Origin of the sequence: Marinitoga piezophila KA3 (assembly GCF_000255135.1) — a bacterium.
GTDB classification, from domain to species: Bacteria; Thermotogota; Thermotogae; order Petrotogales; family Petrotogaceae; genus Marinitoga; species Marinitoga piezophila.
Window position 1 is genome coordinate 1,563,046 of sequence record NC_016751.1, and the last position, 25,348, is coordinate 1,588,393.

At 27.9% G+C, this 25,348-nt stretch carries 26 protein-coding genes and 1 tRNA gene; 24 read left to right on the forward strand and 3 right to left on the reverse strand.

Annotated elements, in window-relative coordinates; genetic code table 11:
* Nucleotides 1-135: 135 nt before the first annotated feature.
* The 9 genes from MARPI_RS07350 to MARPI_RS07390 all read left to right on the forward strand — a co-directional run bounded on the left by MARPI_RS07350 (nt 136) and on the right by MARPI_RS07390 (nt 7,629).
* Nucleotides 136-579: an MOSC domain-containing protein gene (locus MARPI_RS07350; RefSeq protein WP_014296960.1), complete on the forward strand. Its 444-nt coding sequence runs from the start codon at nt 136-138 to the stop codon at nt 577-579.
* 21 nt (nt 580-600) lie between these two features.
* Nucleotides 601-1,521, forward strand: coding sequence for an extracellular solute-binding protein (locus MARPI_RS07355; RefSeq protein WP_014296961.1), 921 nt, complete (start codon nt 601-603; stop codon nt 1,519-1,521).
* A gap of 2 nt (nt 1,522-1,523) precedes the next feature.
* Complete coding sequence (locus MARPI_RS07360; RefSeq protein ID WP_050899164.1) at nt 1,524-2,186, forward strand: ATP-binding cassette domain-containing protein; 663 nt, start codon at nt 1,524-1,526, stop codon at nt 2,184-2,186.
* Nucleotides 2,158-2,934 carry an ABC transporter permease gene (locus tag MARPI_RS07365; protein ID WP_014296963.1) on the forward strand — a complete coding sequence of 259 codons (777 nt, stop codon included), beginning with the start codon at nt 2,158-2,160 and terminating at the stop codon, nt 2,932-2,934. The genes MARPI_RS07360 and MARPI_RS07365 overlap by 29 nt, the downstream gene beginning before the upstream one ends.
* Nucleotides 2,935-2,939: 5 nt before the next feature.
* Entirely contained in the window at nt 2,940-3,884 is a 945-nt protein-coding gene (moaA, locus tag MARPI_RS07370) for a GTP 3',8-cyclase MoaA (RefSeq protein WP_014296964.1), read from the forward strand.
* 4 nt (nt 3,885-3,888) lie between these two features.
* Nucleotides 3,889-4,371, forward strand: coding sequence for a cyclic pyranopterin monophosphate synthase MoaC (gene moaC / locus MARPI_RS07375; RefSeq protein ID WP_014296965.1), 483 nt, complete (start codon nt 3,889-3,891; stop codon nt 4,369-4,371).
* Nucleotides 4,368-4,856 (forward strand): MogA/MoaB family molybdenum cofactor biosynthesis protein, encoded by a 489-nt coding sequence (locus MARPI_RS07380; RefSeq protein WP_014296966.1) that lies wholly within the window; start codon nt 4,368-4,370, stop codon nt 4,854-4,856. Before moaC ends, MARPI_RS07380 begins: the two co-directional genes overlap by 4 nt.
* A 4-nt stretch (nt 4,857-4,860) precedes the next feature.
* Nucleotides 4,861-6,090: a molybdopterin molybdotransferase MoeA gene (locus MARPI_RS07385; RefSeq protein ID WP_014296967.1), complete on the forward strand. Its 1,230-nt coding sequence runs from the start codon at nt 4,861-4,863 to the stop codon at nt 6,088-6,090.
* 447 nt (nt 6,091-6,537) lie between these two features.
* Nucleotides 6,538-7,629 carry a tungsten cofactor oxidoreductase radical SAM maturase gene (locus MARPI_RS07390; protein WP_014296968.1) on the forward strand — a complete coding sequence of 364 codons (1,092 nt, stop codon included), beginning with the start codon at nt 6,538-6,540 and terminating at the stop codon, nt 7,627-7,629.
* A gap of 23 nt (nt 7,630-7,652) precedes the next feature.
* Here MARPI_RS07390 and MARPI_RS07395 read toward each other — a convergent pair whose 3' ends face one another.
* Nucleotides 7,653-9,116: a shikimate kinase gene (locus MARPI_RS07395; protein ID WP_014296969.1), complete on the reverse strand. Its 1,464-nt coding sequence runs from the start codon at nt 9,114-9,116 to the stop codon at nt 7,653-7,655.
* On the reverse strand, nt 9,064-10,140 hold the full coding sequence (locus tag MARPI_RS07400; protein ID WP_014296970.1) for a chorismate synthase: 1,077 nt from the start codon (nt 10,138-10,140) through the stop codon (nt 9,064-9,066). Before MARPI_RS07400 ends, MARPI_RS07395 begins: the two co-directional genes overlap by 53 nt.
* A 629-nt stretch (nt 10,141-10,769) precedes the next feature.
* Here MARPI_RS07400 and MARPI_RS07405 point away from each other — a divergent pair.
* Nucleotides 10,770-11,636 carry a VIT1/CCC1 transporter family protein gene (locus MARPI_RS07405; protein ID WP_014296971.1) on the forward strand — a complete coding sequence of 289 codons (867 nt, stop codon included), beginning with the start codon at nt 10,770-10,772 and terminating at the stop codon, nt 11,634-11,636.
* Nucleotides 11,637-11,648: 12 nt separating this feature from the next.
* Here MARPI_RS07405 and MARPI_RS07410 read toward each other — a convergent pair whose 3' ends face one another.
* Nucleotides 11,649-13,094, reverse strand: coding sequence for a hypothetical protein (locus MARPI_RS07410; RefSeq protein ID WP_014296972.1), 1,446 nt, complete (start codon nt 13,092-13,094; stop codon nt 11,649-11,651).
* Nucleotides 13,095-13,394: 300 nt separating this feature from the next.
* Between MARPI_RS07410 and MARPI_RS11330 the strand changes: the two genes are divergently transcribed.
* From MARPI_RS11330 to MARPI_RS10785, 14 genes are all read left to right on the forward strand, one after another.
* Nucleotides 13,395-13,526, forward strand: coding sequence for a hypothetical protein (locus tag MARPI_RS11330; RefSeq protein WP_014296973.1), 132 nt, complete (start codon nt 13,395-13,397; stop codon nt 13,524-13,526).
* A gap of 201 nt (nt 13,527-13,727) precedes the next feature.
* Nucleotides 13,728-13,871 (forward strand): hypothetical protein, encoded by a 144-nt coding sequence (locus MARPI_RS11135; RefSeq protein WP_014296974.1) that lies wholly within the window; start codon nt 13,728-13,730, stop codon nt 13,869-13,871.
* Between the two features lie 60 nt (nt 13,872-13,931).
* A complete protein-coding gene (locus MARPI_RS07415; protein ID WP_014296975.1) occupies nt 13,932-14,663 on the forward strand; it encodes a GNAT family N-acetyltransferase in 732 nt (243 codons plus the stop codon).
* Between the two features lie 11 nt (nt 14,664-14,674).
* Nucleotides 14,675-15,943 carry a radical SAM/SPASM domain-containing protein gene (locus tag MARPI_RS07420; RefSeq protein WP_014296976.1) on the forward strand — a complete coding sequence of 423 codons (1,269 nt, stop codon included), beginning with the start codon at nt 14,675-14,677 and terminating at the stop codon, nt 15,941-15,943.
* Nucleotides 15,944-16,596: 653 nt separating this feature from the next.
* A complete protein-coding gene (locus MARPI_RS07425) occupies nt 16,597-17,892 on the forward strand; it encodes a radical SAM/SPASM domain-containing protein (protein WP_041638561.1) in 1,296 nt (431 codons plus the stop codon).
* Nucleotides 17,889-19,229 carry a radical SAM/SPASM domain-containing protein gene (locus MARPI_RS07430; RefSeq protein WP_014296978.1) on the forward strand — a complete coding sequence of 447 codons (1,341 nt, stop codon included), beginning with the start codon at nt 17,889-17,891 and terminating at the stop codon, nt 19,227-19,229. The genes MARPI_RS07425 and MARPI_RS07430 overlap by 4 nt, the downstream gene beginning before the upstream one ends.
* Nucleotides 19,213-19,374, forward strand: a complete 162-nt coding sequence (locus MARPI_RS11140) for a hypothetical protein (protein WP_156865423.1) — start codon at nt 19,213-19,215, stop codon at nt 19,372-19,374. Before MARPI_RS07430 ends, MARPI_RS11140 begins: the two co-directional genes overlap by 17 nt.
* Nucleotides 19,375-19,376: 2 nt before the next feature.
* Nucleotides 19,377-20,189 carry an ABC transporter permease gene (locus MARPI_RS07435; protein WP_014296979.1) on the forward strand — a complete coding sequence of 271 codons (813 nt, stop codon included), beginning with the start codon at nt 19,377-19,379 and terminating at the stop codon, nt 20,187-20,189.
* 11 nt (nt 20,190-20,200) lie between these two features.
* On the forward strand, nt 20,201-20,923 hold the full coding sequence (locus MARPI_RS07440) for an ABC transporter ATP-binding protein (protein WP_014296980.1): 723 nt from the start codon (nt 20,201-20,203) through the stop codon (nt 20,921-20,923).
* Nucleotides 20,924-21,137: 214 nt separating this feature from the next.
* Nucleotides 21,138-21,212: transfer RNA gene (locus tag MARPI_RS07445), tRNA-Arg, on the forward strand.
* Nucleotides 21,213-21,266: 54 nt separating this feature from the next.
* On the forward strand, nt 21,267-22,091 hold the full coding sequence (gene ylqF, locus MARPI_RS07450; protein ID WP_014296981.1) for a ribosome biogenesis GTPase YlqF: 825 nt from the start codon (nt 21,267-21,269) through the stop codon (nt 22,089-22,091).
* Between the two features lie 54 nt (nt 22,092-22,145).
* The gene (locus MARPI_RS07455) at nt 22,146-23,318 is read left to right on the forward strand and encodes a hypothetical protein (RefSeq protein WP_014296982.1); all 1,173 of its coding nucleotides are present in this window, start codon (nt 22,146-22,148) and stop codon (nt 23,316-23,318) included.
* Nucleotides 23,311-23,580: an EscU/YscU/HrcU family type III secretion system export apparatus switch protein gene (locus MARPI_RS07460; protein ID WP_014296983.1), complete on the forward strand. Its 270-nt coding sequence runs from the start codon at nt 23,311-23,313 to the stop codon at nt 23,578-23,580. Before MARPI_RS07455 ends, MARPI_RS07460 begins: the two co-directional genes overlap by 8 nt.
* Nucleotides 23,577-25,343 carry a tetratricopeptide repeat protein gene (locus tag MARPI_RS10785; protein ID WP_014296984.1) on the forward strand — a complete coding sequence of 589 codons (1,767 nt, stop codon included), beginning with the start codon at nt 23,577-23,579 and terminating at the stop codon, nt 25,341-25,343. The genes MARPI_RS07460 and MARPI_RS10785 overlap by 4 nt, the downstream gene beginning before the upstream one ends.
* Nucleotides 25,344-25,348: the final 5 nt, after the last annotated feature.

Genomic DNA, 25,348 nt, shown 5'->3' on the forward strand with positions numbered 1-25,348 from the left:
TATTAATAAAAAACTCGGGCTTAAGATAGCTCGAGTTTTTTATTTTTTCAATTAAGTTAATCTTTTATTCGTGTTATTGATAACGTAAACTTATGGCAAAAATATGATATAATTTGTAAAGAAAGGGGGGCGTATATGAAAAGTGTGATAATATCATTAAACGTTTCATCGCAAAAAGGAGTTCCAAAAGAAGAAGTTAAAGAGTGTGAATTAATAGAGAACTGGGGGATTAAAGGTGATGCACATGCAGGAAAATGGCATAGGCAGGTTTCAATGTTATCAACAGTTAGTATTGAAAAAGTTGATCCTGAAATAAGAAAAAAATTAAAATATGGAGATTTTGCTGCAAATATTGTTGTCAAAGACCTTGAAATATTTAAATTTCCTGTTGGAACACAGGTTAAAATTAATGATGCATTGCTTGAAATAACGCAAATAGGAAAAGAATGCCATGAAGATAATCTTGTTTTGAAATTAACGGGAAAATGTATAACACCTGAAGAAGGAATATTTCTTAAAGTAATAAAAGGGGGAAAAGTAAAAATAGGAGATAAAGTAGAGTTTTTAATAAATAAATAAAAAAGTAAAGGGGGATTATGGATGAAAAAAGTGTTATTTTTATTCGTTATTCTTTTTACCGTATCTATTATGATGGCAGAAGAATTGGTAATTTTTCATGCAGGTTCTTTGACCAATGTATTAAATGCAGTTGCCAGAGAATTTGAAAAGGAAAATCCTGGAGTAAAGGTGAAGCTAATGGGATCAGGTAGTCTTGTTGTTGCAAGAAAAATTACAGAATTAGGTCAAAGAGCAGATCTGGCATTTGTGGCAGATTATACAATAATACCAAAATTCTTTTTTGATAAATATGCTGATTATAACGTTGTTTTCTCTTCAAACAGCATGATTATAGCGTATAACGATAAATCGAAATATAGTAAAGAAATAAATGAAAAAAACTGGTATGAAATACTATTTAAAAATGGAGTTAAATTTGGTCACTCCAATCCTGATCTTGATCCATGTGGTTATAGAACATTAATGACAATGCAATTAGCGGAAAAATATTACAATCTTCCAGGAATATACGATAAATTTCTTAAAACAAAAAATCGTATGGTGTTAAAAAAATCTATAGATTTAATAGCATATCTTGAAGCAAATGAAATGGATTATGCATTTTTATATAAATCAGAAGCATTTCAGCATAATTTAAAGTATATAGAATTGCCTGAAGAAATAGATCTTTCATCTTTGAAGTATGAAGAAAATTATAAAACAGCATTTGTAGAAGTGCCAGGAAAATCAGGAAAGAAGATAAAAATATATGGAAAACCTATTAATTATGGTTTTACATTATTAAAGAATGCACCACATAGAAATCTTGCAATTGAATTTGTTAAATTTATGTATTCTGAAAAGGGAAAGGAAATATTTAAAAATATGGGAATGGAATTATTTGCAAATGTAGACAGACCTAAAAATCTTCCAGAAGAATTTAAGGAATTGTGGGGTTATTGAGATTGAAGATACAAATAGAAAATCTGGAAATAGCTATTGATGCATTTAAATTAACAGTAAAAGAGATGAATATAAAGTCAGGAGAATATGTATATATACTTGGTCCTACAGGATCAGGAAAAACTGTATTTCTTGAAATACTTGCAGGTTTTTTAAGTCCAGATGAAGGAAGGATATATTTTGAGGGAAAAAATGTAATAAATATTCCACCTGAAAAACGCAACATAGGGTTTATGTATCAAAACTATCATCTTTTTCCTCATTTAAATGTAAGAAAAAATATAGAATTTGGAACAAGAATGAGAAATAATTACGATAAAGATTTTATAAATTATCTCTGTGAAAAGCTGGGGATAATAAAATTACTCAATAGAAAAGTTCAAAAGCTTTCTGGAGGCGAAAAGCAGAGAGTAGCTTTAGCAAGAGCACTTGCTATAAAACCTTCGTTATTATTGTTGGATGAACCTCTTTCAGCTGTAGATGCACACACAAAAAATGAAATTCTTAAATTATTGCATGAATTAAATCAGGAATATAATTTAACCACCATACATGTAACTCATGATGAAAAAGAAATTATAAATAATAGTCCTGTATATATTATAAAAGATGGAGAATTAAAGAAGAGGTGTTTAAATGTTCAAGCACATAATAATATTTATTAGCATAATATTTGTTCTGGCAGTAACCCTTCCATTTATAGTTGTTTTTTTAAATGTTGATTTTAATTTATTAATTGAAATATCAAAAAGCCCGGAATTCTTAGATGCTGTTGAAACAACATTTCTTGCTGGATTTACTGCAACGTTTATAGCAATAATATTTGGAATTCCTTTTGCATATGCAATAACCAGATATAATTTTCCATTTAAATCAATTCTTGAAGCTATTGTAGATATACCACAAACAATTCCGCATACTGCAGCAGGTATTGCATTATTAATGACGCTTGGAAGAGCTTCAACTATTGGTAAAATTGCAGATAATTTTGGAATATCCTTTGTTCAAACATTCTGGGGTGTAGTTGCCGCTATGGGATTTTTGAGTTTTAGTATATTTGTTAATTCTGTAAAAGAAGGTTTTAGAAAACTGGATATTAGATATGAAAAAGTGGCACGTTCCCTTGGAGCAACGCCATCAAAGGTATTTTTTCTTATTTCAATTCCAATGGTAAAACATGAAATTATAACTGGAGCATTATTAATGTGGGCAAGAGGTATATCTGAATTTGGTGCTGTAGCAATTCTGGCATATTATCCAATGACATTATCTGTTTTAACCTATGATAGATTTCAGGGATATGGATTAAAACAATCTCTTGCGCTTACAGCTTTAATTTTTATAATGTCAATGATTATATTTGTAGTAATAAGGGTTATACAAAATCTCTGGAAATATTCTGAAACGAGGTAATATTAATGTATGTAGATAAATTTAACAGAAAAATAAAATATGTAAGACTTTCAATAACCGATAGATGTAATTTTAGATGTATATATTGTATGGGAGAAAATACAGAATTTCTTCCAGAAAATGCGTTATTGTCTTTAGAGGAAATAGAGAAGTTGGTAAAAACATTAAAAGATATGAAAATTGAAAAGATAAGAATTACCGGTGGTGAACCTACCATCAGGACGGATATTATAGAAATTGCAAAGGTTATAAATAAATATTATTCTGGTTTTAGTATTACAACCAATGGAGCTATGCTTTCAAATATAGTTGAAGATTTGAAAAAATATGGATTGGATTCTGTAAATCTCAGTTTGGATTCATTAAATGAAAAAAACTTTTTAAAGATTACACGAAGAAATATGTTGAAAAATACATTAGAAGGATTATACAAAACTTTAGAAATAGGCGTTCCTGTAAAGTTAAATACAGTAGTGCAAAAGGAAAATTTTGATGAAATACATGATTTAATAGAATTTTCAGCAAAATTGAAAATACCTATAAGATTTATAGAACTTATGCCTATAGGAACCGAATATAATGAAGATGAGTTTGTAAAAGAAGATGAAGTAAAAGCAAAAATACAGGAAAAGTATACTCTGGAAAAAATTCAAAAAAAATTTGGATATGGTCCATCAAATTACTATAGAATAAAAGAATTAAACTCATATGTTGGATTTATTTCAGCAATAACACATAACTTCTGCTCTACATGTAATAAAATTAGAATTTCTTCAGATGGAAATATATATCCATGTTTAGCCTTTGATTATCATGTTCCAATAAAGGATGTAATTAACGATGAAGAAAAATTAAAGGAAAGAATTGAATTTGCAATTTCTAAAAAACCAAAACAACATTTTTTAACAGAACTAAGAAAAAAGACACCTATGCATAAGATGGGGGGATAATAAATTGAATTTATCGCATATTGATGAAAATGGAAATGTACAAATGGTTGATGTAAGCCAGAAAAAAAGCACTTTAAGAATAGCAAAAGCGCATGCGAAAATAACCATGAAAAAAGAGACGCTGGAAGCAATTATAAGCGGAAAGATAACTAAAGGTAATGTTTTAACAACAGCAAAAGTAGCAGGGATTATGGGGGCTAAAAAAACTTCAGAATTAATTCCAATGTGCCATAATATATTTATTTCAAAGATAGACGTTGAATTTAAAATAGATAAAAAAAACAATTCAATAGAAATATTCTCTTTGGCAAAGACAGAATCACAAACGGGAATTGAAATGGAGGCATTAACAGCGGCTTCCATAAGTGCTTTGACAATATATGATATGTGTAAGGCAATGGATAAAGGAATGGAAATATCAGAAGTATATTTAATGGAAAAATCTGGTGGAAAAAGCGGTCATTATATAAGGGAGGAAAAGAGATGAAGTATTTTATCCTGACATTAAGCGATAAAGGTTCTAAGGGAGAAAGAGAGGATTTAAGCGGAAAAGAAATAGAGAAATTAATGGATAGCATAAATGCAGAAAAGGCAGGATATAAAATATTGCCAGATGAAAAGGAATTAATTGCAGAAGAATTAAGAAACCTGGTAAAAGAAGATATTGACCTTATTTTAACAACTGGAGGTACTGGATTAACAACAAGGGATGTAACCCCGGAAGCAACACTTGAAGTAATAGAAAGAAGGATATATGGAATGGAAATGGCAATGATAATTGAGGCATTAAAACATACGCCTCATGGAATGCTTTCAAGGGCTGTAGTTGGAATAGCAAATAAAACATTAATTATAAATTTGCCGGGAAGTCCAAGGGCCGTAAGGGAAAACCTTGCAGTATTATTGCCAGCAATTCCACATGCTGTGGAAAAAATAAATGACTCACCGGTAGAATGTGGCAACGAGGAGTGAAAGGATGAAAAAAAGATTTCAGAAATTTGTTCCAAGAACAGAAATATATGAAAATTTTATTGATAAACTTAATATAACAACATCTGTAATTGAAAAACATGTATCAGAAAGTTTCGGATTTGCAGTTGCAGAGGATATATATGCACCGGAAAACATTCCAGGATTTGATAAGGCTACTATAGATGGTTATGCTGTAAAAGCTGCAGATACATTTGGAGCCTCCGATGGAAATCCAGCATTATTAAAAATAGTTGGAGAAGTATTTATGGGAAAAGAATATGACGGGAAACCTATTAATCCTGGAGAATGTGTAAAAATTCCAACAGGAGGAATGCTCCCAGAAGGTGCTGATGCATGTGTAATGATAGAAAATACCAGTCAAATAGGTAAACGTGTTGAAATATATAAATCTGTAGCACCAGGTGAAAATATAATAAAAAAAGATGAAGATGTAAAAAAAGACTCTATAGTCTTAAAAAAAGGTGAAAGAATAAACATTGGACATATTCATAATTTAATGAGTTTGGGAATCACAAAAGTAAAGGTTTATCAAAAACCTACAATATGTATTATTCCAACAGGAGATGAAGTGGTAGAACCTGAAAAGGATAGGAAGTTAACACAAATAAGAGATGGTAATTCTTATGCATTAATGGCATGGCTAAAAAGTTATGGATATAATGTAAAAAGGCATCCGTTGGTGAAAGATAATCCTGATGAGTTTAAAAAAGGTGTAGAATGGGGATTGGAAAACGGTGATATAGTGATAATATCAGGTGGAAGTTCTTTAGGAGCAAGGGATTATGCGTTATCAACAATAGAACATTTTGGTGAAGTGTTATATAATGGCGTTCAGGTGAAGCCAGGTAAACCGGTAATATTTGGCAAAACAGAAAATAAGGTAATTCTCGGATTACCGGGAAATCCAACATCCTTTGTTGTGAGTTCATATTTATTTTTATTTCCAATAATAAGAAAGGTTGCCGGGAATATAGATTATCTTCCAAAACCAGATTCTATTGTAAGAATTAGCACTAATGTTCCTGCAGCACAGGGAAGAGAAAGGTTTGTATTTGTGCGATTGGAATATACGGAAAAAGGTTTTATTGCACATCCTATTCTTGGAGAATCAGGATTGGCATCGCCGTTTAGAATGGCGGATGGTGTTGTGAGAATTCCTCTTGGGAAAGAAGGATTATATAAAGATGAAGAGTGTGAATTTTATAGATTTTAATGGAGTGAGAAAAACAAAAATAACTAATGAAGAAAATAGTACGAATAATGTTCGCCAAACCGTAGAAAAATCTTATCCTCAAAAATTCTCGTTCCCGCCGGCCGTTGCAGACTCACGTCCGTGTTCGTCCTTTTTGTTGTAGATTGAAAAAAATAAAAGTTCATTCATACGACTTGAGCACTAATCCTCAAAAACTGCTCATATACGTGGGGGCGCTCAGATTCCCCATCCATGGGGAAGCTTCGCTCAAAAAAACATCCTGTTTTTTTGTCCCTCTTCATTCGCAGTTTTTTTCGGGTGCTCTGCGAGTATTCATTCACTTTTATTTTTTTCAATCATCATTGTTTCTCCTTGGGAATTTTCAAGTTTTCGCTCACATTATTCGTACTATTTTCTTTATCAGATATTTTTCTCACAACATAGAGAGTTAAGATTGGAGATGACATGATGAAAAAGAAAGAGTATATTTTTGAAATGAAAAGCGCTCAGTTGATTTTAAAACCTGAACCGGATATAAAGAAGGTTTATCTGGAATTATCTTCAAGGTGTAATCTCGATTGTCCAATGTGTTTTAAAAACACCTTTACAGATCCAGAAGGATTTATGACTAAAAAAACGTTTAATAAAGTAATGGAAGACCTGAAAGAGTTTCCAGAAGTTGAGCACATAGTTTTTGGTGGTATTGGAGAATGTTCCATGAATCCGCATTTCTTTGAAATGGTTAAAAGGGTAAAAGAAGAAGGGTATATGCTTACAGTAACCACAAATGGATATTTTTTAAATGATCTTCAGATTTTAAAACTTATAGATCTTAAAATTGATGAAATGGTAATTTCTGTTGAAACAGGAGACGTAGGACATCCGAGTTTTAAATATGTAAGAAAACTTCTTGAAAAAATAGATAATTACAAAAAACAAAAAAATACTGGAAAACCGGCATTATCCATTGAAACAGTTTTAACTGAAAAAAATCATAATGATTTTCCAGGAATTATTCAGACTTTATTGCCATATGGAATACGTAAAGTTGTAATATCGAATATTATACCTGTATATGAGCATTTTCTTGGACTTGAGTTATATAGAGAAGATAGCAAAGAAAAGGATTTAATGTTGAGAAAACAGATTTCAGATGCAGTTACAGCAAAGGTTAGTGCTATAATACCAAATTTTAGGTTAAAAACAGAACGTCATTGTAATTTTATAGAAAATAATGCCACTGTAATTAGATGGGATGGAGAGGTAGTTCCATGCTATAGGTTTTTACACGATGGAATAGAATATGTTTATGGTCAGAAAAAAGAAATAAGGGCATATTCCTTTGGTAATGTAGAGAAAAAATCATTATATGAAATATGGACATCTAAGGATTATTCATGGTTTAGATATAAGGTAAAAAATGCATTATTCCCTTCTTGTACAGATTGCGATTTAAAGGATGGTTGCCATTTTATAGAAAATACCGATCTAGATTGTTGGGGAAATACTCCTTCATGCGCAGATTGTATATGGTGGAGAAATATAATTATGTGTCCATAATAAAATGAAGCCAATATATGGCTTCATTTTATTATATCAGTTATTTTTATTTTTTCAAGTTCCACATTTCCTATAGATTTAATTATTGGAAAATCAATAATGCTATTATTATTAATCTTTTTATCCTGAATAATATAATTTTTAAGTTTTTCAGTTGGTATATCTTTTTTGAATATTTCTTCAGGTAATATTTTTTTAAGGAAATTCAGAATAATCTTTTTATCTTTTTCTTTGATTTTATCCTCAAAAAGTTCTATTTCTTTTTTTATTCCCCATCCCACGGATAATCCGTGAGTAATTCCTGTAATACTCTCGAATCCATGCCCGAAAGTATGACCGAGATTTAATAATCGTCTTATATTATTATCATAAGGGTCTTTTGAAACTATTTTTAGTTTAGTAATTGCAGCGTATTTAATAATCTTTTCCAGAATATTGAGATTTCTATTTTTTATTTTTTCTATATTTTCAGTGAACAATGAAGTATTTCCGTCTATTATCGCTATTTTAAATCCTTCAATAATTCCACTGAGATAATTTTTTTCATCCTGTGAAATAATGGTAATAGGATCTATAATAACCTTTTCAGGAATGGAAAATGTTCCAATTACATTCTTAATTTTTGAAAAGTTTATTCCCGTTTTTCCGCCTATTGATGCATCTATTTGGGATAATAATGTGGTTGGATAAAAATAAAAATCAAGCCCTCTTTTAAATGTAGAACCAATAAATCCCGTTAAATCTGTAACGCTTCCGCCACCAACACCATAAATTTCATCTTTTCGTGAAATTTCATTTTCAATGAGATATTGATATATATATTCCAGATTTTTATAATCCTTTTTTTCTTCTCCTTCTTTAAGCAAAAATGGTTTATTGAAAAATTCCCTGTATATTCTATAAACGTTTTTACTTGCAAATACGTATTTTTTATTCTTTAAATCCATTAATCCTTTGTATTTTATAATAACTTCCTGAAAATCATTTTCCAGTATTTCTTCTTTTTCATCTATTATCTCATATAAAATCTTTGCCAGGCTTTCCTGAATATTTAAATTGCTTAAATCTATCTTTTTAAATTCATTGTATAAAGCTTTTCTCATATCCCATATTTTATACAATCTATCTTTTCCATCTTTTAACAATGGACGATTGTCAGGATTAATTCTTTTGATTAAATCCTCAACAGGAACATATAAAAAAATAGTTTTATGATTTTTTAAGAATAATCTATTTTCTTTTCTTAAGATAATTCCCCCACCTGTTGCTACAATTGCATTTTTCGCTTCTGTATTTTTTAAAACCTTTGATTCTAAATTTCGAAAATATTCTTCTCCTTTTTTTGAAAAAAGGTTATTAATGGTGGTGTTTTCAATCTTTTCAATTTCTTTGTCAAGGTCTATAAAGGACATATTGAGAATCTTGCTTAATTTATTACCAAGTGTGGTCTTGCCAGAACCCATCATTCCAATTAGATAAATTGGCACTATTATACCTCCTTGCTATTTCCTCAACATTATCATTTCCAAATTGATTAATAATACTTTTTGCAATAACTAATGCTACAGCATTTTCAAGAATAACCACACTCGCTGGAATAACAGTTACATCTGATCGAATATATGGAGATTTTGTATTTTCTCCTGTTGCAAGATTTATGGAATTTAACGGTTTTGCAAGTGTAGGGATTGGTTTGAGAAAAACAGTAATCTCAATATTCTCACCATTGGTAAAACCTGCTTCAATTCCACCGGCATTGTTTGATTTTCTCTTGATTTTATTTTTTTCTTTTTCATAATAAAATTCATCATGATATTCTCTTCCTGAAAGTGAAAAGTCATTATTGCCTATTATCAATCCTTTAACAGAAGGGATTGTCATTATAATTTGTCCAAGTTGTGAATCCAATCTTTCAAATATGCTTGAGTATCCACCAATTCCAGGGTTTATATTTTTTACAATGATTTTTACGCTTCCTCCGAGCGTATCGCCATTTGTTTTAGCATTATCAATATACTCTTTTGCTTCCTCTGTTAAAATATCGTTTTTTAATTTTATCTTCCCTATACTTTCAACATATCCTTCTATTTCAATATTTAAAAGATTGAGAAATTGCTTTGCAATATTTCCAAGAGCTGTAAGAACAACGGTCCAACGAGCGCTATTCCTTTCAGGATATATATTTAAATCAGGTAACTTATATTTCATATATGAGCTATAATCACCGTGGCCGGGACGAGGAATGCTTCTAACTTCTTTTTCTGTATTTTTACCTTTGTTCTCAATTAATACTGAAATTGGAGCGCCTGTGGTGATGCCTTTCCATATTCCTGAGACAATTTCAACTTTATCATTTTCTATTTTCATACGTTTTCCACGGCCATATCCTTCCTGGCGTCTTTTTAAATCTTCATTTATCTTTTCAATATTTATCTTTAATCCTGCTGGAAATCCAGTTAAAGTGCCAATCATCACCGGCCCATGAGAATCACCTGAAATTACAAAATCCATACTATCAACTCCATAAACAATTGTTTTCAGTGTAAATTATACCATCTTCATTGGAAGTTTCTTTATGTTGGAAAAATAAAAGTTAAGTTTAAGAATAAAAAACACGAGTAAAAAAGTGAATGAAGTCTTGAAATTTCCCTAACGGAAATATTGCGTGAGCCGGAACAGCAAAAGTATTGTGAAAAATAAAAACGAATGAAGACTCGAAGAACGCCCGAAAAAACTGCGAATGGAGAGGGTCAAAAAAACAGGATGTTTTTTTGAGCGCAGCTTCTGCAGGGATGCAGAATCTAAGCGACCCCGCGAATATGAGCAGTTTTTGAGGATCAGCGTTCGAGTTGTCTGAAAGTAGTTTTTTATTTTTCACAATTATAAGAAATTTCACCGCCTGAAGAAACCTTTTTAGGAGTGTTTTTTATAGAGCAAGGATCAGAAATTCTTGCCGTCTGAGAGAATATTATTTTTCTACTTTCAAAGAGATTTTTCGAAGATTAGCACTCAAGTTGCCTGAAAAAGCTTTTATTTTTCACAATATATCATTTAAAATCTGACAAATTTGGATATATTTCCAGTTTTATGATATAATTAAACTTGAAAAATTATATTAAATACAAATTTGAGGTGAGAGTATGATTGATAATGAGCTAAAGAAAAAATTAATGGCATTTCAGAAAAATGAAATTACAGAACACCATGTTTATAAACACCTTTCCAAAAGAATTAAAGGAAAAAACGCTAAAATCTTAGAAAACATAGCAAAAGATGAGTATAAGCATTATAACATCTTAAAAAAATATACAGAAACCGAAGTATCTCCTAATTCATTTTTAGTATTCTGGTATGTTTTATTATCCTACATCTTTGGACTAACCTTTGCCTTAAATGCAATGGAAAAAGGAGAAGAAAATGCTCAAAGAGTTTATGAAGAAGCAAAAGATGTTATTCCTGAATTCAAAGAAATTATCCTTGATGAAAATGTTCATGAAAAGAAATTATTAGGTCTTATTGATGAAGAAAAAATACAGTATGTAAGTTCAATGGTTTTGGGGTTAAATGATGCACTTGTTGAATTAACTGGTACATTAGCAGGTTTAACCTTTGCATTTCAAAATTCAAGACTTGTTGCATTATCAGGATTAATTACCGGAATTGCAGCCTCATTTTCAATGGCGGCATCAGAGTATTTATCTCAACGAGCGGATAAAAATTCCAAGAATCCTTTAAAAGCTTCTATTTATACGGGAATTGCATATATATTTACTGTAATTTTGCTTGTTGCTCCTTATTTTATCTTCTCAAATCCAATGATTTCATTAATATTTACAATGATTAATGCAGTTATAGTAATTGTATTCTTTTCATTCTTTGTTTCTGTGGTTCAGGAAAAAACATTTAAACATTATTTCTTTGAAATGCTCTTTATTAGCTTTGGAGTAATGGCATTATCCTTTGTAATAGGTCTTATAGCAAGGGCTTTCTTTAATATAGAAGTTTAGTAGAAAAATCAATTATAAAAACCTCTCAATAATATCATCAATCAAAACTCTTTCATCATCTTCAAAAGAGTAATAGCCTAAAGCAACGCGTTTTTGACCAAGACCATATTTAATAGCAAAATCCCTAACCTTACCTTTTGGATAAGGAGTAATGGGCCATTTAATATCGTATCGAACACAATTTCTTAAAAACACATCAAAGATTTTCATTTCCTCATCACTGAGCTTAAAATAGTTAAACACAAATTCCTTAAAGTTCTTTGTTTTCTTAAAAAGCTCAGTGATGAGTTTTTTTCTTGCTAAATAAAATGGTGAAATATTATATTCCGAATCTTCAACATCTTCAGAATTCAATAATCTTCTTTCAGCTTTCTTCAAATCAAAATCACTCATCATAACATTAAAAAAATACATCTTCTCATAATCCCTTGAAAAATATTTAATGGTTTTTTCCTTATTACCTTCAAAAATCAATTTCAAAATATGACTCTTTGTAAAAAATGGTTTTTCTATTAATGTTGTATATGTTGAGAAGAATAATATTGGGATTTTATGATTTTTAACTTTTTCTATGATGGAAAGGTTATCTCTGAAATTATGAGAGATAATTTTTTTAAAACTTCTATTTCTGAAAAAGCTTTTATTATTATAAACCTCTTCAAAATCAGATTTAATCTCAAAAGATACATTATTCTTATAATTCATAACAACGGATGAAATATCAAATAAATTTAAAGACTTATTTATTTTATATACCTCAAAAATCGTATCAAACCAGTTATAGGTATAATTTAAATCATCGAAATAATAGCCAATATAATATTCAAGTAAATTTGCAGGAATTAAAGCCTTCTTTTTATCTTCATTTCTCATCCACCATGCAGCACCATTTAAACCATTACACATCATAGTTGGATGTGGAAAGTCTTTTGCAAGAAAATAACCTTCTATGAATAATTCATATGCTTTATTATATTCTTTATTCTTAATATGTTCTCTTGCTTGAGAATATTTTAAGATAGCTTTATCTACATTATTTTCTTCATAATTATCAGAATACGCTTTAAAATCCTTATCGAGGATATTATATTTTGTATTCAATAATTTTAAACCAGGAATCATTAAATTCCTGGCATATTCAGAAATATTCTTAAAGTTATTTCTTAGATATTCACATTCTTTTTTAGCCATATCAAATTGATTATTTTTTACATAAAGAGATATGAGTTCAAATCTTGCAAGTTCTCTTAATATTGTTGTTGTTGTTGTTGTTGTTGCAATAATTTTATTTGCATAAAATATTGCCATATTTTTGTTTTTCTTCCAAATATTTTTTAATAATAATAAATAATATTCTACAGATTTTTCTTTAGTTTTAGAAAGAATGTAATTAGAAATTGGATTTGAATAATATCCGTATCTAACAATGGAAACAATATCCTTTATATGAGAAGTCATGTTAATCATCCTTTTACAAAGAGTTAATTATTATGTTTCAATAAAATTCGAAAACCAAGAAACTTTATGGACTTTTTGGAATGAAATTTGAAAAATAAAAATATAAAAATAGTCAAAAATAGGAAATAAGCTTCTTTTATAATTATTACAAAAAAAAAAACAAAAATTAAAAAAATGAAAATTAATTAAAATGGAATAAAAATCCGATTCTCAAATGTTGATAAAAGCGGATTTTTATTTTAGAAAAAACACTTGCAAGTCATGTTAGAAATGATAAAATTTAAAGCAGGAGGTGGGACAATGAAAAAAATAATTATATTAATAATTGTAGGAATTATTATGTTTTCAACAATAATATTTGCAGGGGATAATGATGACGAGTATGCTACTCATTCAGCCAACCCTCAAATTCAAACTGAATTTTCTAAATAATTAAACACAATCTAATTTTAATTTTTATATCTACGTAGATATTATATCAAAAAATTAAATCTTTTCAGCCGGCTGAAAGAAATCTGTTTTATTTTATCATATACATTATTTATATCTTTAAATTTGAAAGCATTTTTTATGAGTATATATATAAAATTGTAATAAGTGTGTAACTTAATAAATAGAAGGAGGTGCTTTTTTATGTTAAATGAAAGAAAGGATGAAAATATAATAAACAAAGAAGAGATTTTAGATTTTGGAATAAGTAATGATGAATTAAATGAACTTTTTTCATTAAGTGTTATTGTAATATGTGAAGGAGGTCAAGAGGGAGATTTAGGATAAAATAATGAATACAGGGCCCTGTATATCTATATGTGATTATGTATTATAATGAGGTGAAAAATGATAAAGTTTAAAAATTATTATTTAAATTATATAGGTATTAATAGAGCAAAAAGCAAGAAGATTATATTAACAAAAAATAGAAATATTATAATAAATAATGTATACCAATATCCCTTTATTATAAGTAACTTAAATAATAATTTATTAATCTCGATTTCGCCACAATATAAAGAATACATAATTTATACAAGTTTTATATTACAAAAAGAAATGGAAGTATTATCTTTATATAATATTTTGAAAAATAGATTAAAAAATGAAAATATTGATTTGATGCGAATATATACATTTGAAAGTAATGAATATACCTTTGATACACAAGAAGTAAAGATATTAAATTTAGAAGAAAAAGAAAAATATTTTACAATATTTAAAAATAAGAAATTCGATAAAATACTTTTAGAAAAATTATGGAATAGAAATATAAGAAAAATTTTAGAAAAACGTTTTTTTTACATAGAAAAAAATGGTGAAATTGTGTCATATTCATACATTTCTGATATTAATTTTAATGGAGGAAATATTATAGTATATACTAATCCAAAATGGAGAAATATGGGATTTGGTAAAAAAGTGGCAGGAGCCTCTGTAAAATGGTGTATTAATAATAATATTTTACCAATATATAGGGTATCAGAAAATAATAGTAACTCTATCCGTATTGCAGAAAAAATAGAACTTTTATTTAAAAAAAGAGAAATAGTTTTAAAAATAAAAGTAAGGAAATAGGAGGATTTTTTATGAATAGAGTTTGGAATTTTGAGATTGATTCTATTAAATATGTATTTGACGGAAACAATATAATAATAAAAAAAGAAAATAATATAAAAAATATAGAAAATGCAGATGAAACGATTTTTATAGATAAAAAAGGTTTAAGAACTTTAGCATTAAATGTAATAAATGATTGTAATTTAAAATGTGATTATTGTTTTGCAAATTTTGGATATTATAAAGATGGAAAAACAGTAATGAAATTTGAAATTGCTAAAAAGGCTGTAGATCTGTTATTGAATTCTGCAATAGAAAACGGTAATAAAGAAATAACAATAGCTTTTTTTGGAGGAGAACCACTTTTAAATTTTGATTTGATAAAAAAAGTAGTTGACTATGCAGAGAAAACAAAAAGTGATAATTTAGAGATCAAATATTTAATAACAACAAATGGAACATTGTTTGACCTTGAAAAAATTAAATTTATGAAAAAGTACAAATTCCAAATTACATTAAGTATCGATGGAGGAAAAGAGCTTCATAATTCTAATCGAAAATTTATTAATGGTAAAGGAAGTTTTGAAGTAATACAAAATAATTTCGAATTACTTTTAAAGTCATTTGTAGTGAATGCAAGAATAACAATTAATAATAAAAATTATAATATATTAAAGAGTATAAAAGAACTCAAAAATTTAGGTTTTAGAAGATTTACTTTTGCACCTGATTATAATTTGTCACAAGAAAATTTTGAAAAATATTTAGAAAGTTTATCTTCATTATTTGAATATTATTATAATTTAATATTAAAAAAGGAATACATTGATATAACGAACATAACTCGAGTATTAATGAATATATTATTTAGAATAAAAAAAATAAACCATTGTAATGCAGGATTAACCTATTTTTCGGTAGCTACAAATGGTAATATATATAGATGTCCTAGATTTACAGATGAAAAAGATTTTCTTTTAGGTAATATAAATAATCTTGAAATTAAAGATATAAATTATCATATAAAAAAATTAAGAAAAAATATTATTAATTATCATATGAATAGCCTAACTCATAAATGCAATAAATGCCCATTTTTATTTTTATGTGGTGGAGCATGTTACCATTATTCATATATAAATAATAAAACGGAATTTGATGTTGTTGAAAGAGAATGCACAGAAAAAACCTTAATATATGAAGAAACTATTAAATTAATCACTAAATTGAATGTAGAACAAAGAAAAGATTTTATACTATCTTTGAAAACCATTTGGAAAAATACAAAATTGTTATAATAGTTTTTTAGTGTATACGGTAAAATAAATTGGTTCTTTCTGATTTTATTTGATGAAAATGATTAAAAATAATATTATATTTAGGTTTAAATAAATAATATGGAGAATTTTATATTTTTCATTTGAACCTGGTATATAAATGTATTTTAATAAAAGTTTTTAAGTGTTTTCCGAAAAAAAACATAAATTGCCCCTTTATAAGGAAAAGGGTAAAAAATTGCCCTCCTGGAAAGAAAAAATTTTTGATGGGTAGTAAAATAGAAATATAACTCGTTGAAAGAAGAATAGGGTGATGAAACAATATGGAAGCACATGAAATTATTACAACGTGTAAGGAAACAGGAACAATAAAAGGAATAGCTAAAAAAATTGGTATATTGAAAAATATTTAAAATTTTTGGAAAAGTCAAAAATGTGATTTTGGAATACTGATGAATAATGAATTTTTACTTTAAAAAACACTTGAAAGTCATGTTAGAAATGGTAAAATTCAAAATAAGAGATGTAATTTAAATTGTCTAAATAAATTTCATTAATTAAATACTTTATATTTTTTTAAATATATAAATTATTATAACAAAAAATATAAGAACAGAAATAATTGAAAACTAATGAAAATAAGTTCTTATAAAGATAACATGGCAGGTGAAAAAATGTATAAGGAATCATACTACAATTATTTTTTAGAAATAGATGAAGTTCCAGTATTGGTTAATTTAAGAACAGGAGCGATAGCAGAAGTAAAGCGTGAAAATGTTCAAAAAATAAAAGAAATATTAAAAGGGAATATAGTTGATGAAGAATTATTTGAACAATTAAAATATGGTGGTTATATAGTAGAAGAAGGATATAATGAATATGAAGAAATAAAGATGAGAAATTATAAAGCGCGTTTTGATAATTCAAAAGCAATGTTTACAATAATACCAACATTTCAGTGTAATTTTGATTGTATATACTGTTATGAAACAAAAAGAAATAAAATAATGACAATAGAAAAAGCGGAAGAAATAGCAGATTATATTATAAATATAAGCAAAAACAAAAAAACGATTTCAATAGGGTGGTTTGGTGGAGAACCATTAATGAATTTTAAAGTTATTGAACATATAAATATGAAAATAATAGGAGAAAGTGAAGCAGAATTATTTTCATCAATGTCCTCAAATGGATATTTATTAAATTATATAGATGTATCAAAATTTGATGAGTTAAAAATAAAAAATGTGCAAATAACTCTTGATGGAATAGAAGAAACACATAATAAATATCGACCATTAATAGGTGGCGGAAAAACATTTGATAAAATAATAAAAGGAATAGAAAAATTATTTGAAAATACAGAAAAAACAAATGTATCAATAAGGGTAAATGTTGGTCCGGAAAATTATGATAAAATAGAAGAATTGTTTGAGTATCTTGAAAAATTTCCAAAAGAAAGAATGAAAATATATTTTAGATGGATATTTCAAGCATCTGAAAAAAATAAAGATTTTCATGTACATGTAAGAGATTTTAGAAAAGAAAATTCATTTACTAAACTCTCAAAATTATATGAAATGGCAATAAACAGAGGTTATAAAGTAATGTTGCCAATATTGAATGGAGATATGTATTGTGAATTTGATAATGTATATAATATGGTAATAGGACCGGAAGGGGAAATATATCCATGTACAGTTGCAGTAGAAGAAGGAATGGAAATGGGGAAAATAGAAAACGGAAAAATAAAACTGGAAACAAAAAAACATTTAAAATGGCATAGTCATAATGGATATGAAGATAAAAATTGTAAAGAGTGCAAAATATTACCATTATGTCATGGTGGGTGTAGAAATGCAGCATTAAATGGAAATAGAGGATGTCCTGAAGAAAAGCGAGAAACAGAAAGCTTTATAAAATTATGGTATAAGGTAAAAAAGTTTGAAAAAAAGATGGTGGTTAGATGAAAGCTTCCAGATACAATACCATTATAGAAAAAGAAGACGGAAGTCTTCTTCTTTTTAATGGAATAACAAATGCAATATTAAAAGTTGAAAAAAAGAATGCCGAAAGGATAAAAAAAATATTAAACGGAAAACTGGAAAATGAAGAAGAGATAAGTATATTAAAAAAAGGTGGATTCATAATAGAAAATGACAGAGACGAATTAAGCGATATAATAGCAAAATATAAAAAATTTCAATTTTCAAATGAATATTTTCATCTAACAATAACCATGACCACAAACTGTAATTTCAATTGTAAATACTGTTATCAAAGTCAGGCAAAAGAAATAAGTCAAAAACCATTTCAAATAAATAATATAAAAAAACAAACAATAGATTCAATAATAATGCTGGTAAAAGAAAAAATAAAAGAAAAAAAGCCAAAAATATTCAGCGTAACCTTCTGGGGTGGGGAACCATTACTTGAAAAAAATAAGATATTAAAAATAAGCAAGAATATAAAAAATATCTGTGAAAAAGAAAATATAGAATACGATGCATTTATAATAACAAACGGTTATTTACTTAATGAAACGACAATAAAAGAACTAAAAAAAGCTGGAGTAGGGAAATTAATAATAACTCTTGATGGAACAGAAGAAGAGCATAATAAATTAAGAATATTAAAAAATGGAAATGGGACATTTGAAAAAATATATGAAAATATCAAAAAAGCATCAAAAGAAATATTTGTAAAAATAAGAATAAATGTATTTCCACATAATGTAAATAGCATAAAAAGATTGATAGATAAAATATCAGAAGATAATTTAAAAGTTGAAATAGATTTAAGACAGGGAGAAATGGCAGATAACAATAAATTAAAATCATTTACATTAAAAGAATTTGCGAAAGTGGAAAGTGAATTATATAATTATATAATAGAAAAAATAGAATATTATAACTTCAATCCATTTGTAAGAATAAATCAGGCAAGATGCGATGCAACCAGTGTAAATTCTCTTGTAATTGATGCAGATGGGAAATTATACAAATGCTGGGGAGAAATAGGCGGAATATCAAAAGAAATAGGTGAATTAAAGGAAAACGGTAAAGTAGAATTAAATCACAGAAAAAATATATGGTTAGCCTTAGAACCATTTGATGAAGAGTGTAAAAATTGTAAAGTATTGCCATATTGTATGGGGGGATGCATACTGGGAAAAGTGCTGGCAGAAAAATATGGCGTAATAGAATATGGAAGAGAAAGATGCCTTCCAATAAAATATAATCTGGAAGAAATGATAGTATTAACAGAAAAAACATATAGGAGGCGAAAAAATGGAATTCGTAAATGAACCAAGAGAAGAAAATTTATTCTCATTCTGTGACTTTGGAAAAGACAAAGTTGAAAATTGTGACGAATGCTTTAATCAAGCATGTGAGCAAAATGCGAGTTGCAAAGGAGAAGACAAAGGATTCTGGGATTGGTGTGATTCCTGAACATGAAACAAATAAAAAAATTCCTGTATTTTCTGGTAAGGGATATATTAATATGGAAAAGCTACAAAACACAGGCAGTATTGGGGATACTGAGTGGATTCTTAGGATTATTGCAATTTGGATTCATGGGAAGGTTTATAGCCCAGGGGAATTACTTTCCAATGATAGAGCAGTATGGAGGAAACATACTGGCATATTTCATATCAGGAAGCGTATTCATGAGTTACACTACTCTCTCCTTAACAACATTCAAAAGTGTAATAAGACAGGAGCAGGTAATGGGAACAATAGAATACCTGCTCCTGTCGGAAACACCATTATGGGAAGTATTTATATACACAATCTTCTCAAGATTGGTATTTACAATAATAAACACAGGAATAGTATTTATATTCTTAATATACACATTTGATGTAGAAATAAAAATGAATATAATAGCATCAATAATATTATTGATAATAACAATGATAAGTTTAAGTGGAATAGGATTATTAAGTGCAGGGTTCATAATGCTAACCAAAAAAGGAGATCCAGTAAGTTGGGTATATTCATTCTTAACAGGAATGTTTTCAGGGATATACTATCCGGTGGAAATATTGCCAAAATGGATAAGGGGAGTATCGTATATACTGCCAACAACATATGCAATGGATGGATTGAGAAAAACATTAATAAAAGGATACAGTCTATACGAAATAAAAGAGGATATAATAATCCTGGTAATAATGACAGCAATAATATTACCAATAGGGATATACTGGTTCAGAGAATCATTTAACAAAGCCAGGAAATATGGCACAATATCGCAGTATTAGGAAGTGAAACAATGGAAAAAATAATAGAAATCAAAAACCTGACAAAAATATACAAAAATGGGATAAAAGCGCTGGAAAATATAAATCTAACAATAAACAAAGGAGAAAAAATAACAATATTTGGACCAAATGGAGCAGGAAAAACAACATTAATAAAAACAATAGGAATGTTCATAATACCGGATAAAGGAAAAATAACAATAAAAGGATATGACATAAAAAAAGAATCAAAACAAATAAAAAAATTAATATCAATAGCGACATCAAATGAAAGGTCATTCTATTACAGATTAAGCTTAGAAGAAAATCTAAACTTCTTTGGAATGTTAAACAACCTAACAGGAAAAGAATTAAAAAAGAAAGTGGAAAAAGGATTAAAAGAAATGGGGCTATATGAAACCAGAAAAATAAAGTATATGGAAGCATCAACGGGGATGAAGAGGAGATTAAATCTAGCAAGGGCATTAATAAAAGAAGCGGAAATATATTTACTTGATGAACCGACAAATGGAGTGGATATAGAAACGAAAATAAAGATATATGAAATAATGGAAGAGCTAAGTCAAAAAGGAAAAACAATAATCTTAGCCAGTCATGATGTAAGTGAAATAGAAAAAACAGACAGGATAGTGGTATTAAAAAAAGGGAAAATAACAGCAGACAAAAAAACAGGAGAAATCCTGGAAAAAACAACGAGAAAAAATGAAGAAAAATTGCTGGAATTAATCAAATGAGGCGAAAGCCTCATTTTGTTTTGATATGGTATAATTGAAGAGTAGAATGTGTGGTTTATAAAAACGAACTTTGAAAATCCATCGAAAGTGAGAAACTAATTAAAAATTTGCAGAATTGAAATTCTATAGTTTTTTTAATTAATTATTTATATTTCCTTTATTGCAAATACAAAAAAATTCTGGTAAAATTATATTTGGTTCTAATAATATATGCGCCCTCATAGTTCAATGGATAGAACGGCGGATTCCTAATCCGCAAATGGAGGTTCGATTCCTCCTGGGGGCACCACAAGATCCGGGAACTTCCCGGATTTTTTGTTATTACAAAAAGGAGTGTGACATTATGTGGTATCCCGGTCATATAAAAAAGGCAAAATCGAAAATTAAAACATATTTAAAAACTGTTCAGGGTGTTCTGGAATTAGTTGATGCTAGAGCTCCATATGCCAGCAGGGCTTATGAGTTTGAGGATTTATTTAAAGATAAGGATAGAATAATATTGTTTAATAAAATTGATATTGCAGACGAAAAACAGTTAAAATTCTGGAAAGATTATTATAAATCCAAAGGATATAAGGTTTTAGAAACTTCTTTAAAGAAGGTAAGTATAAAAAGCTTCTTAACTAAAGTTGTTTATAAAACATTTCCTAAAAAGTTTAGAGAATTGCGTGTAATGGTTGCTGGAATTCCTAATGTTGGTAAATCTACGCTAATAAATAGTTTAAAAGGTAAAAAATCATTACGCGTTGGAAATACACCAGGAGTTACCAAAGGCGTTCAATGGATAAGTGTGAATGATAATTTTATGTTGCTTGATACACCTGGAATTTTATATTCTGATATATACAATAAAAAAATTCTCTATAAATTAATACTTATTGGTTCAGTAAAACCAGAAGATGATGAAAAAGAGTTTGCAATAGAGTATGGATTTAACTTTTTCAAGGAAAAATATCCAGAGATTTTAAAAACAGCGCTTAAAGGAGATAATCCGCCGGAGGACTATTATGAATTTTTAAATATGTTTGCTAAAAAAAGAAACTTTATAAAGTCTGGAAATGAATACGATATAGAAAGAGCCATGAGTACATTTTTAAAGGAATTGTCAGATGGAAAATTTGGAAAGGTTGTATATGATTATCCGGAGGATTATGAGATATTAAAGTGAGGGATTAATATTTTAAATGAGGTAAATATTTTTGGAATAAACCTATTTAAAGAATTGATAAAACAGAAGAATATAAAAACATTACTGGCTATTGTAGAAGCCATAGATTCTGATATTGTCCATTTAAAGATTAATAACAACAAACAGATTATTATAAAAAATCCCGGAAAGAATTTTAAAGATATAAAACCCGGTGATTATATAAATATCTTAAATAATGAAAGCGAAAAAAAAGATATTGTACAGACCAGAGAAATTTTAAAAATAGATGGGAAGTATATACATTTTAATTTATTGAACGCTAAAAATAACATTGATTTAATTTTGCCTGATAATTCAATAAATAATAACACAAAAAAATTTTTATTCTGGCTTGGAAAGTTCATTAATACATTTAATGAAGAAGTTTATAAATCCGATGAAAATATTCAGGAAAAGATAGTTTTTAATAAAAGCCAGAAAAATTTCCTAATGTCATTTTTAAAAGAGATATATAATTCTCTAACAAATAATAAATCGTTAAAGATTCCAGATCCTGTTAAAAGTGCCAATATAATAAAAAGTTTGATTATAACCGATTTAAAAGAAGAACTTAAAAAAAGCAATACAATTTCTAAAAATAATGAACAAAAGTATAATGACAATTTTCAAAATTCTAAAATTCAGAGTTTTGAAAATAAGGGAGAACAGTTAAATATTAATAAAAGTAAAATCATTGATAATGCAGGGATAAAAAAAGAAGAAGATAGAAAGGGTAATGAAGATATTAAAAAAGAAAACGATATTTTAGGAGAAAAGAAAGATATTCCTATACTAAAAAATCAAACACATAATAATATCGTCAAAAACGCAATAAATGCATATCAAAATTTTTCAAATATGAAACCAGAAGAAAACTTTATATTTTTATCACTTTTCGGATTTCCAATATTTTTTAATATAGGCAATGAGTTTAAAATAGATGAACATACTAAAAATACAGTGAAAGTAAAAAGGATCTCCTTTTCCATATTAACCAGAAATTTTGGAAATATCAAATGTATTATATATGAAATCAATAAATCCCTGAATCTTTCCTTTGAAATTGAAAAAGAAAACAAAAAGTTTTCAGATAAAATAGAGACGCTTATTGATGAAATAAGAAGAGAAGGATTTACCGTTGGAGGATTAAAGATTACAGAATTAAAAGAAGATTCCAACCTTTCTGGAGATGGTTTATATGGATAAAAAGGTTGTTGCAATGAAATATGATGAACTAACAGATGAAGTGCCAGTAGTTATTGCAAAAGGCATAAATCATATAGCTGAAAAAATACTTGAAATAGCAAAGGAAAACAATATTCCTATAATGAAAAATACAAAAGTAGTGGAATCTCTGTATTCAATGGATATTCCTTCAGAAATTCCAGAAGATATGTATTCCATTGTGGCAAAGATAATTGCTTATGTTATGAAACTCGATAATGAAAATACAGGAGGTATTTTATGAAAAATTACAAATATGCAATTGTATATCTTGATTTAAAACCAGAATATGCAAAATTATATAATCTTCCAGTAAAATTGCCAGTGCTTGTTGAAGATATGAAAAAGGTTGCAAATAAAAACAAATTGCCTCTCGATGTCATCTTAAGGGGTTTGGAAGCTCAATATGAAATATCAAAAGATGAATATTATAAGAGTTACCTTGTATATTTCTATTATGAAGCATTTAAAGAAGCGCTTAATAAAGATGACTTTGAACAGGCAAATTATTATCTTAATGCAGCGAAAAAGCTTGGTGGTGAAGATTATCGTTTTAACTTTTATAGGGCTTTGTTGTTAAAAAAAAGCGAGCAGGAAGAATTAGCTGAACTTGAATTGAAAGAAGCTCTTGTAAAGAATCCAAATTTTCATCTTGGTCATTTTGAACTTGGTAACCTTATGTTTGAAAGGAAATTATATGATGAAGCTCTTGAAGCATATAAAAATGCCCTTGAATTGAATCCTGAATTCCTTTTGCCAAAATTAAAGATAGCTGATGTATATATTGAAAATGGGTTATTTTCTGAAGCTATTCAGGAGCTTAATGAGCTTCTTGAAAAAGATCCGGGATTTGTTGCAGCATATGTTCGTCTTGGAATATTATTCAATCAATTGCAAAGATATGAAGATGCTGCATTAATTCAGGAAAAAGGATTAAAAATAGATTCTGAAAATGTGGAATTGTTATATAATCTTGGATTTACCTATGCACGTTTGGGAAAACATCTTAAAGCTGTAGAAGTGCTTAAAAAGGCTGCAGAAATTTCAGAAACAGATTATATATTACACGAATTGGCAATTGCCTATAGAAATATAGGAGAATATATAAAATCTTATGATACAGCTAAGAAAGCATATAATGTTGCTAAAAAAGAAAATAAAAATTTAATAGCTTTATTTTTGATAAAAATATTATCTATAATAGGTAATTATGAAGATATAGAAAAATATTATAACGAATTGAAGGATACTGAATTTATGGTTTCAGCAAAAACATTTTTAATGTTTGCATATATTTCAGAAGGTGAAATTGAAAAGGCAAAACAACTGGCAAATGAGTTAAATAACTATGGTTTGTATGGAAATATGGTTTCAATATTGGATAAGGTTGAAAAGTATGTAGATTATTTAGAAAGTATAGCAGATGAAAAGTATACAATACCACTAATCAATTCTTTTGATGAAGAAGGGTTTATTGATAAATTAGGATTGTATGAAAATTTAAAGAAAAATAACATTGAAATAGAAAGTTTATTAAATGATGAAATAAATGAGGAAATTTCTGGGTTAGAATTAATTACAAATGCGTTATTATTAAGTGGTATAGATTATGGTTTAGGCGAAAGAGTTGCAACATTATTGGCGAGATATTTATGGAAAGATGGAAAGGGACTGTTTATAACAAGATTCTTATTAAGAATTTATCAGGATAAAGTTTTTGGCAATTTTAGCACACTTGATGTGTTTATAAGCGATATAATAGAGGAAATGAAAGATTTGCATTTTGGCCTTTCGAGATTGCTTGCAGATTATGAGTTAAATTTAATAGATTTTGATGGGTTAATAGAATATAATTTAAGTGAGTTTGAGGATATAATAAAAGTAATAATTTCATATATGCATATAAAGCCATTAAAAAGCGAAATTGAAAATGAAGAGTTCGAAGATTCAAAAGTTCAATCGCTATTATTATGGTTAGCCAATCTTGATGAACTAATAAAAATTTAATTAAA

What these genes read in the sequence shown, in the direction of transcription:
- MARPI_RS07350 (WP_014296960.1), top strand. Translation starts at nt 136, where the DNA reads ATGAAAAGTGTGATAATATCATTAAACGTTTCATCGCAAAAAGGAGTT.
- MARPI_RS07355 (WP_014296961.1), top strand. Translation starts at nt 601, where the DNA reads ATGAAAAAAGTGTTATTTTTATTCGTTATTCTTTTTACCGTATCTATT.
- MARPI_RS07365 (WP_014296963.1), top strand. Translation starts at nt 2,158, where the DNA reads ATGTTCAAGCACATAATAATATTTATTAGCATAATATTTGTTCTGGCA.
- moaA (WP_014296964.1), top strand. Translation starts at nt 2,940, where the DNA reads ATGTATGTAGATAAATTTAACAGAAAAATAAAATATGTAAGACTTTCA.
- MARPI_RS07380 (WP_014296966.1), top strand. Translation starts at nt 4,368, where the DNA reads ATGAAGTATTTTATCCTGACATTAAGCGATAAAGGTTCTAAGGGAGAA.
- MARPI_RS07385 (WP_014296967.1), top strand. Translation starts at nt 4,861, where the DNA reads ATGAAAAAAAGATTTCAGAAATTTGTTCCAAGAACAGAAATATATGAA.
- MARPI_RS07390 (WP_014296968.1), top strand. Translation starts at nt 6,538, where the DNA reads ATGAAAAAGAAAGAGTATATTTTTGAAATGAAAAGCGCTCAGTTGATT.
- MARPI_RS07400 (WP_014296970.1), bottom strand. Translation starts at nt 10,140, where the DNA reads ATGGATTTTGTAATTTCAGGTGATTCTCATGGGCCGGTGATGATTGGC.
- MARPI_RS07405 (WP_014296971.1), top strand. Translation starts at nt 10,770, where the DNA reads ATGATTGATAATGAGCTAAAGAAAAAATTAATGGCATTTCAGAAAAAT.
- MARPI_RS07410 (WP_014296972.1), bottom strand. Translation starts at nt 13,094, where the DNA reads ATGACTTCTCATATAAAGGATATTGTTTCCATTGTTAGATACGGATAT.
- MARPI_RS11330 (WP_014296973.1), top strand. Translation starts at nt 13,395, where the DNA reads ATGAAAAAAATAATTATATTAATAATTGTAGGAATTATTATGTTTTCA.
- MARPI_RS11135 (WP_014296974.1), top strand. Translation starts at nt 13,728, where the DNA reads ATGTTAAATGAAAGAAAGGATGAAAATATAATAAACAAAGAAGAGATT.
- MARPI_RS07415 (WP_014296975.1), top strand. Translation starts at nt 13,932, where the DNA reads ATGATAAAGTTTAAAAATTATTATTTAAATTATATAGGTATTAATAGA.
- MARPI_RS07420 (WP_014296976.1), top strand. Translation starts at nt 14,675, where the DNA reads ATGAATAGAGTTTGGAATTTTGAGATTGATTCTATTAAATATGTATTT.
- MARPI_RS07425 (WP_041638561.1), top strand. Translation starts at nt 16,597, where the DNA reads ATGTATAAGGAATCATACTACAATTATTTTTTAGAAATAGATGAAGTT.
- MARPI_RS07430 (WP_014296978.1), top strand. Translation starts at nt 17,889, where the DNA reads ATGAAAGCTTCCAGATACAATACCATTATAGAAAAAGAAGACGGAAGT.
- MARPI_RS11140 (WP_156865423.1), top strand. Translation starts at nt 19,213, where the DNA reads ATGGAATTCGTAAATGAACCAAGAGAAGAAAATTTATTCTCATTCTGT.
- MARPI_RS07435 (WP_014296979.1), top strand. Translation starts at nt 19,377, where the DNA reads ATGAAACAAATAAAAAAATTCCTGTATTTTCTGGTAAGGGATATATTA.
- MARPI_RS07440 (WP_014296980.1), top strand. Translation starts at nt 20,201, where the DNA reads ATGGAAAAAATAATAGAAATCAAAAACCTGACAAAAATATACAAAAAT.
- ylqF (WP_014296981.1), top strand. Translation starts at nt 21,267, where the DNA reads ATGTGGTATCCCGGTCATATAAAAAAGGCAAAATCGAAAATTAAAACA.
- MARPI_RS07460 (WP_014296983.1), top strand. Translation starts at nt 23,311, where the DNA reads ATGGATAAAAAGGTTGTTGCAATGAAATATGATGAACTAACAGATGAA.
- MARPI_RS10785 (WP_014296984.1), top strand. Translation starts at nt 23,577, where the DNA reads ATGAAAAATTACAAATATGCAATTGTATATCTTGATTTAAAACCAGAA.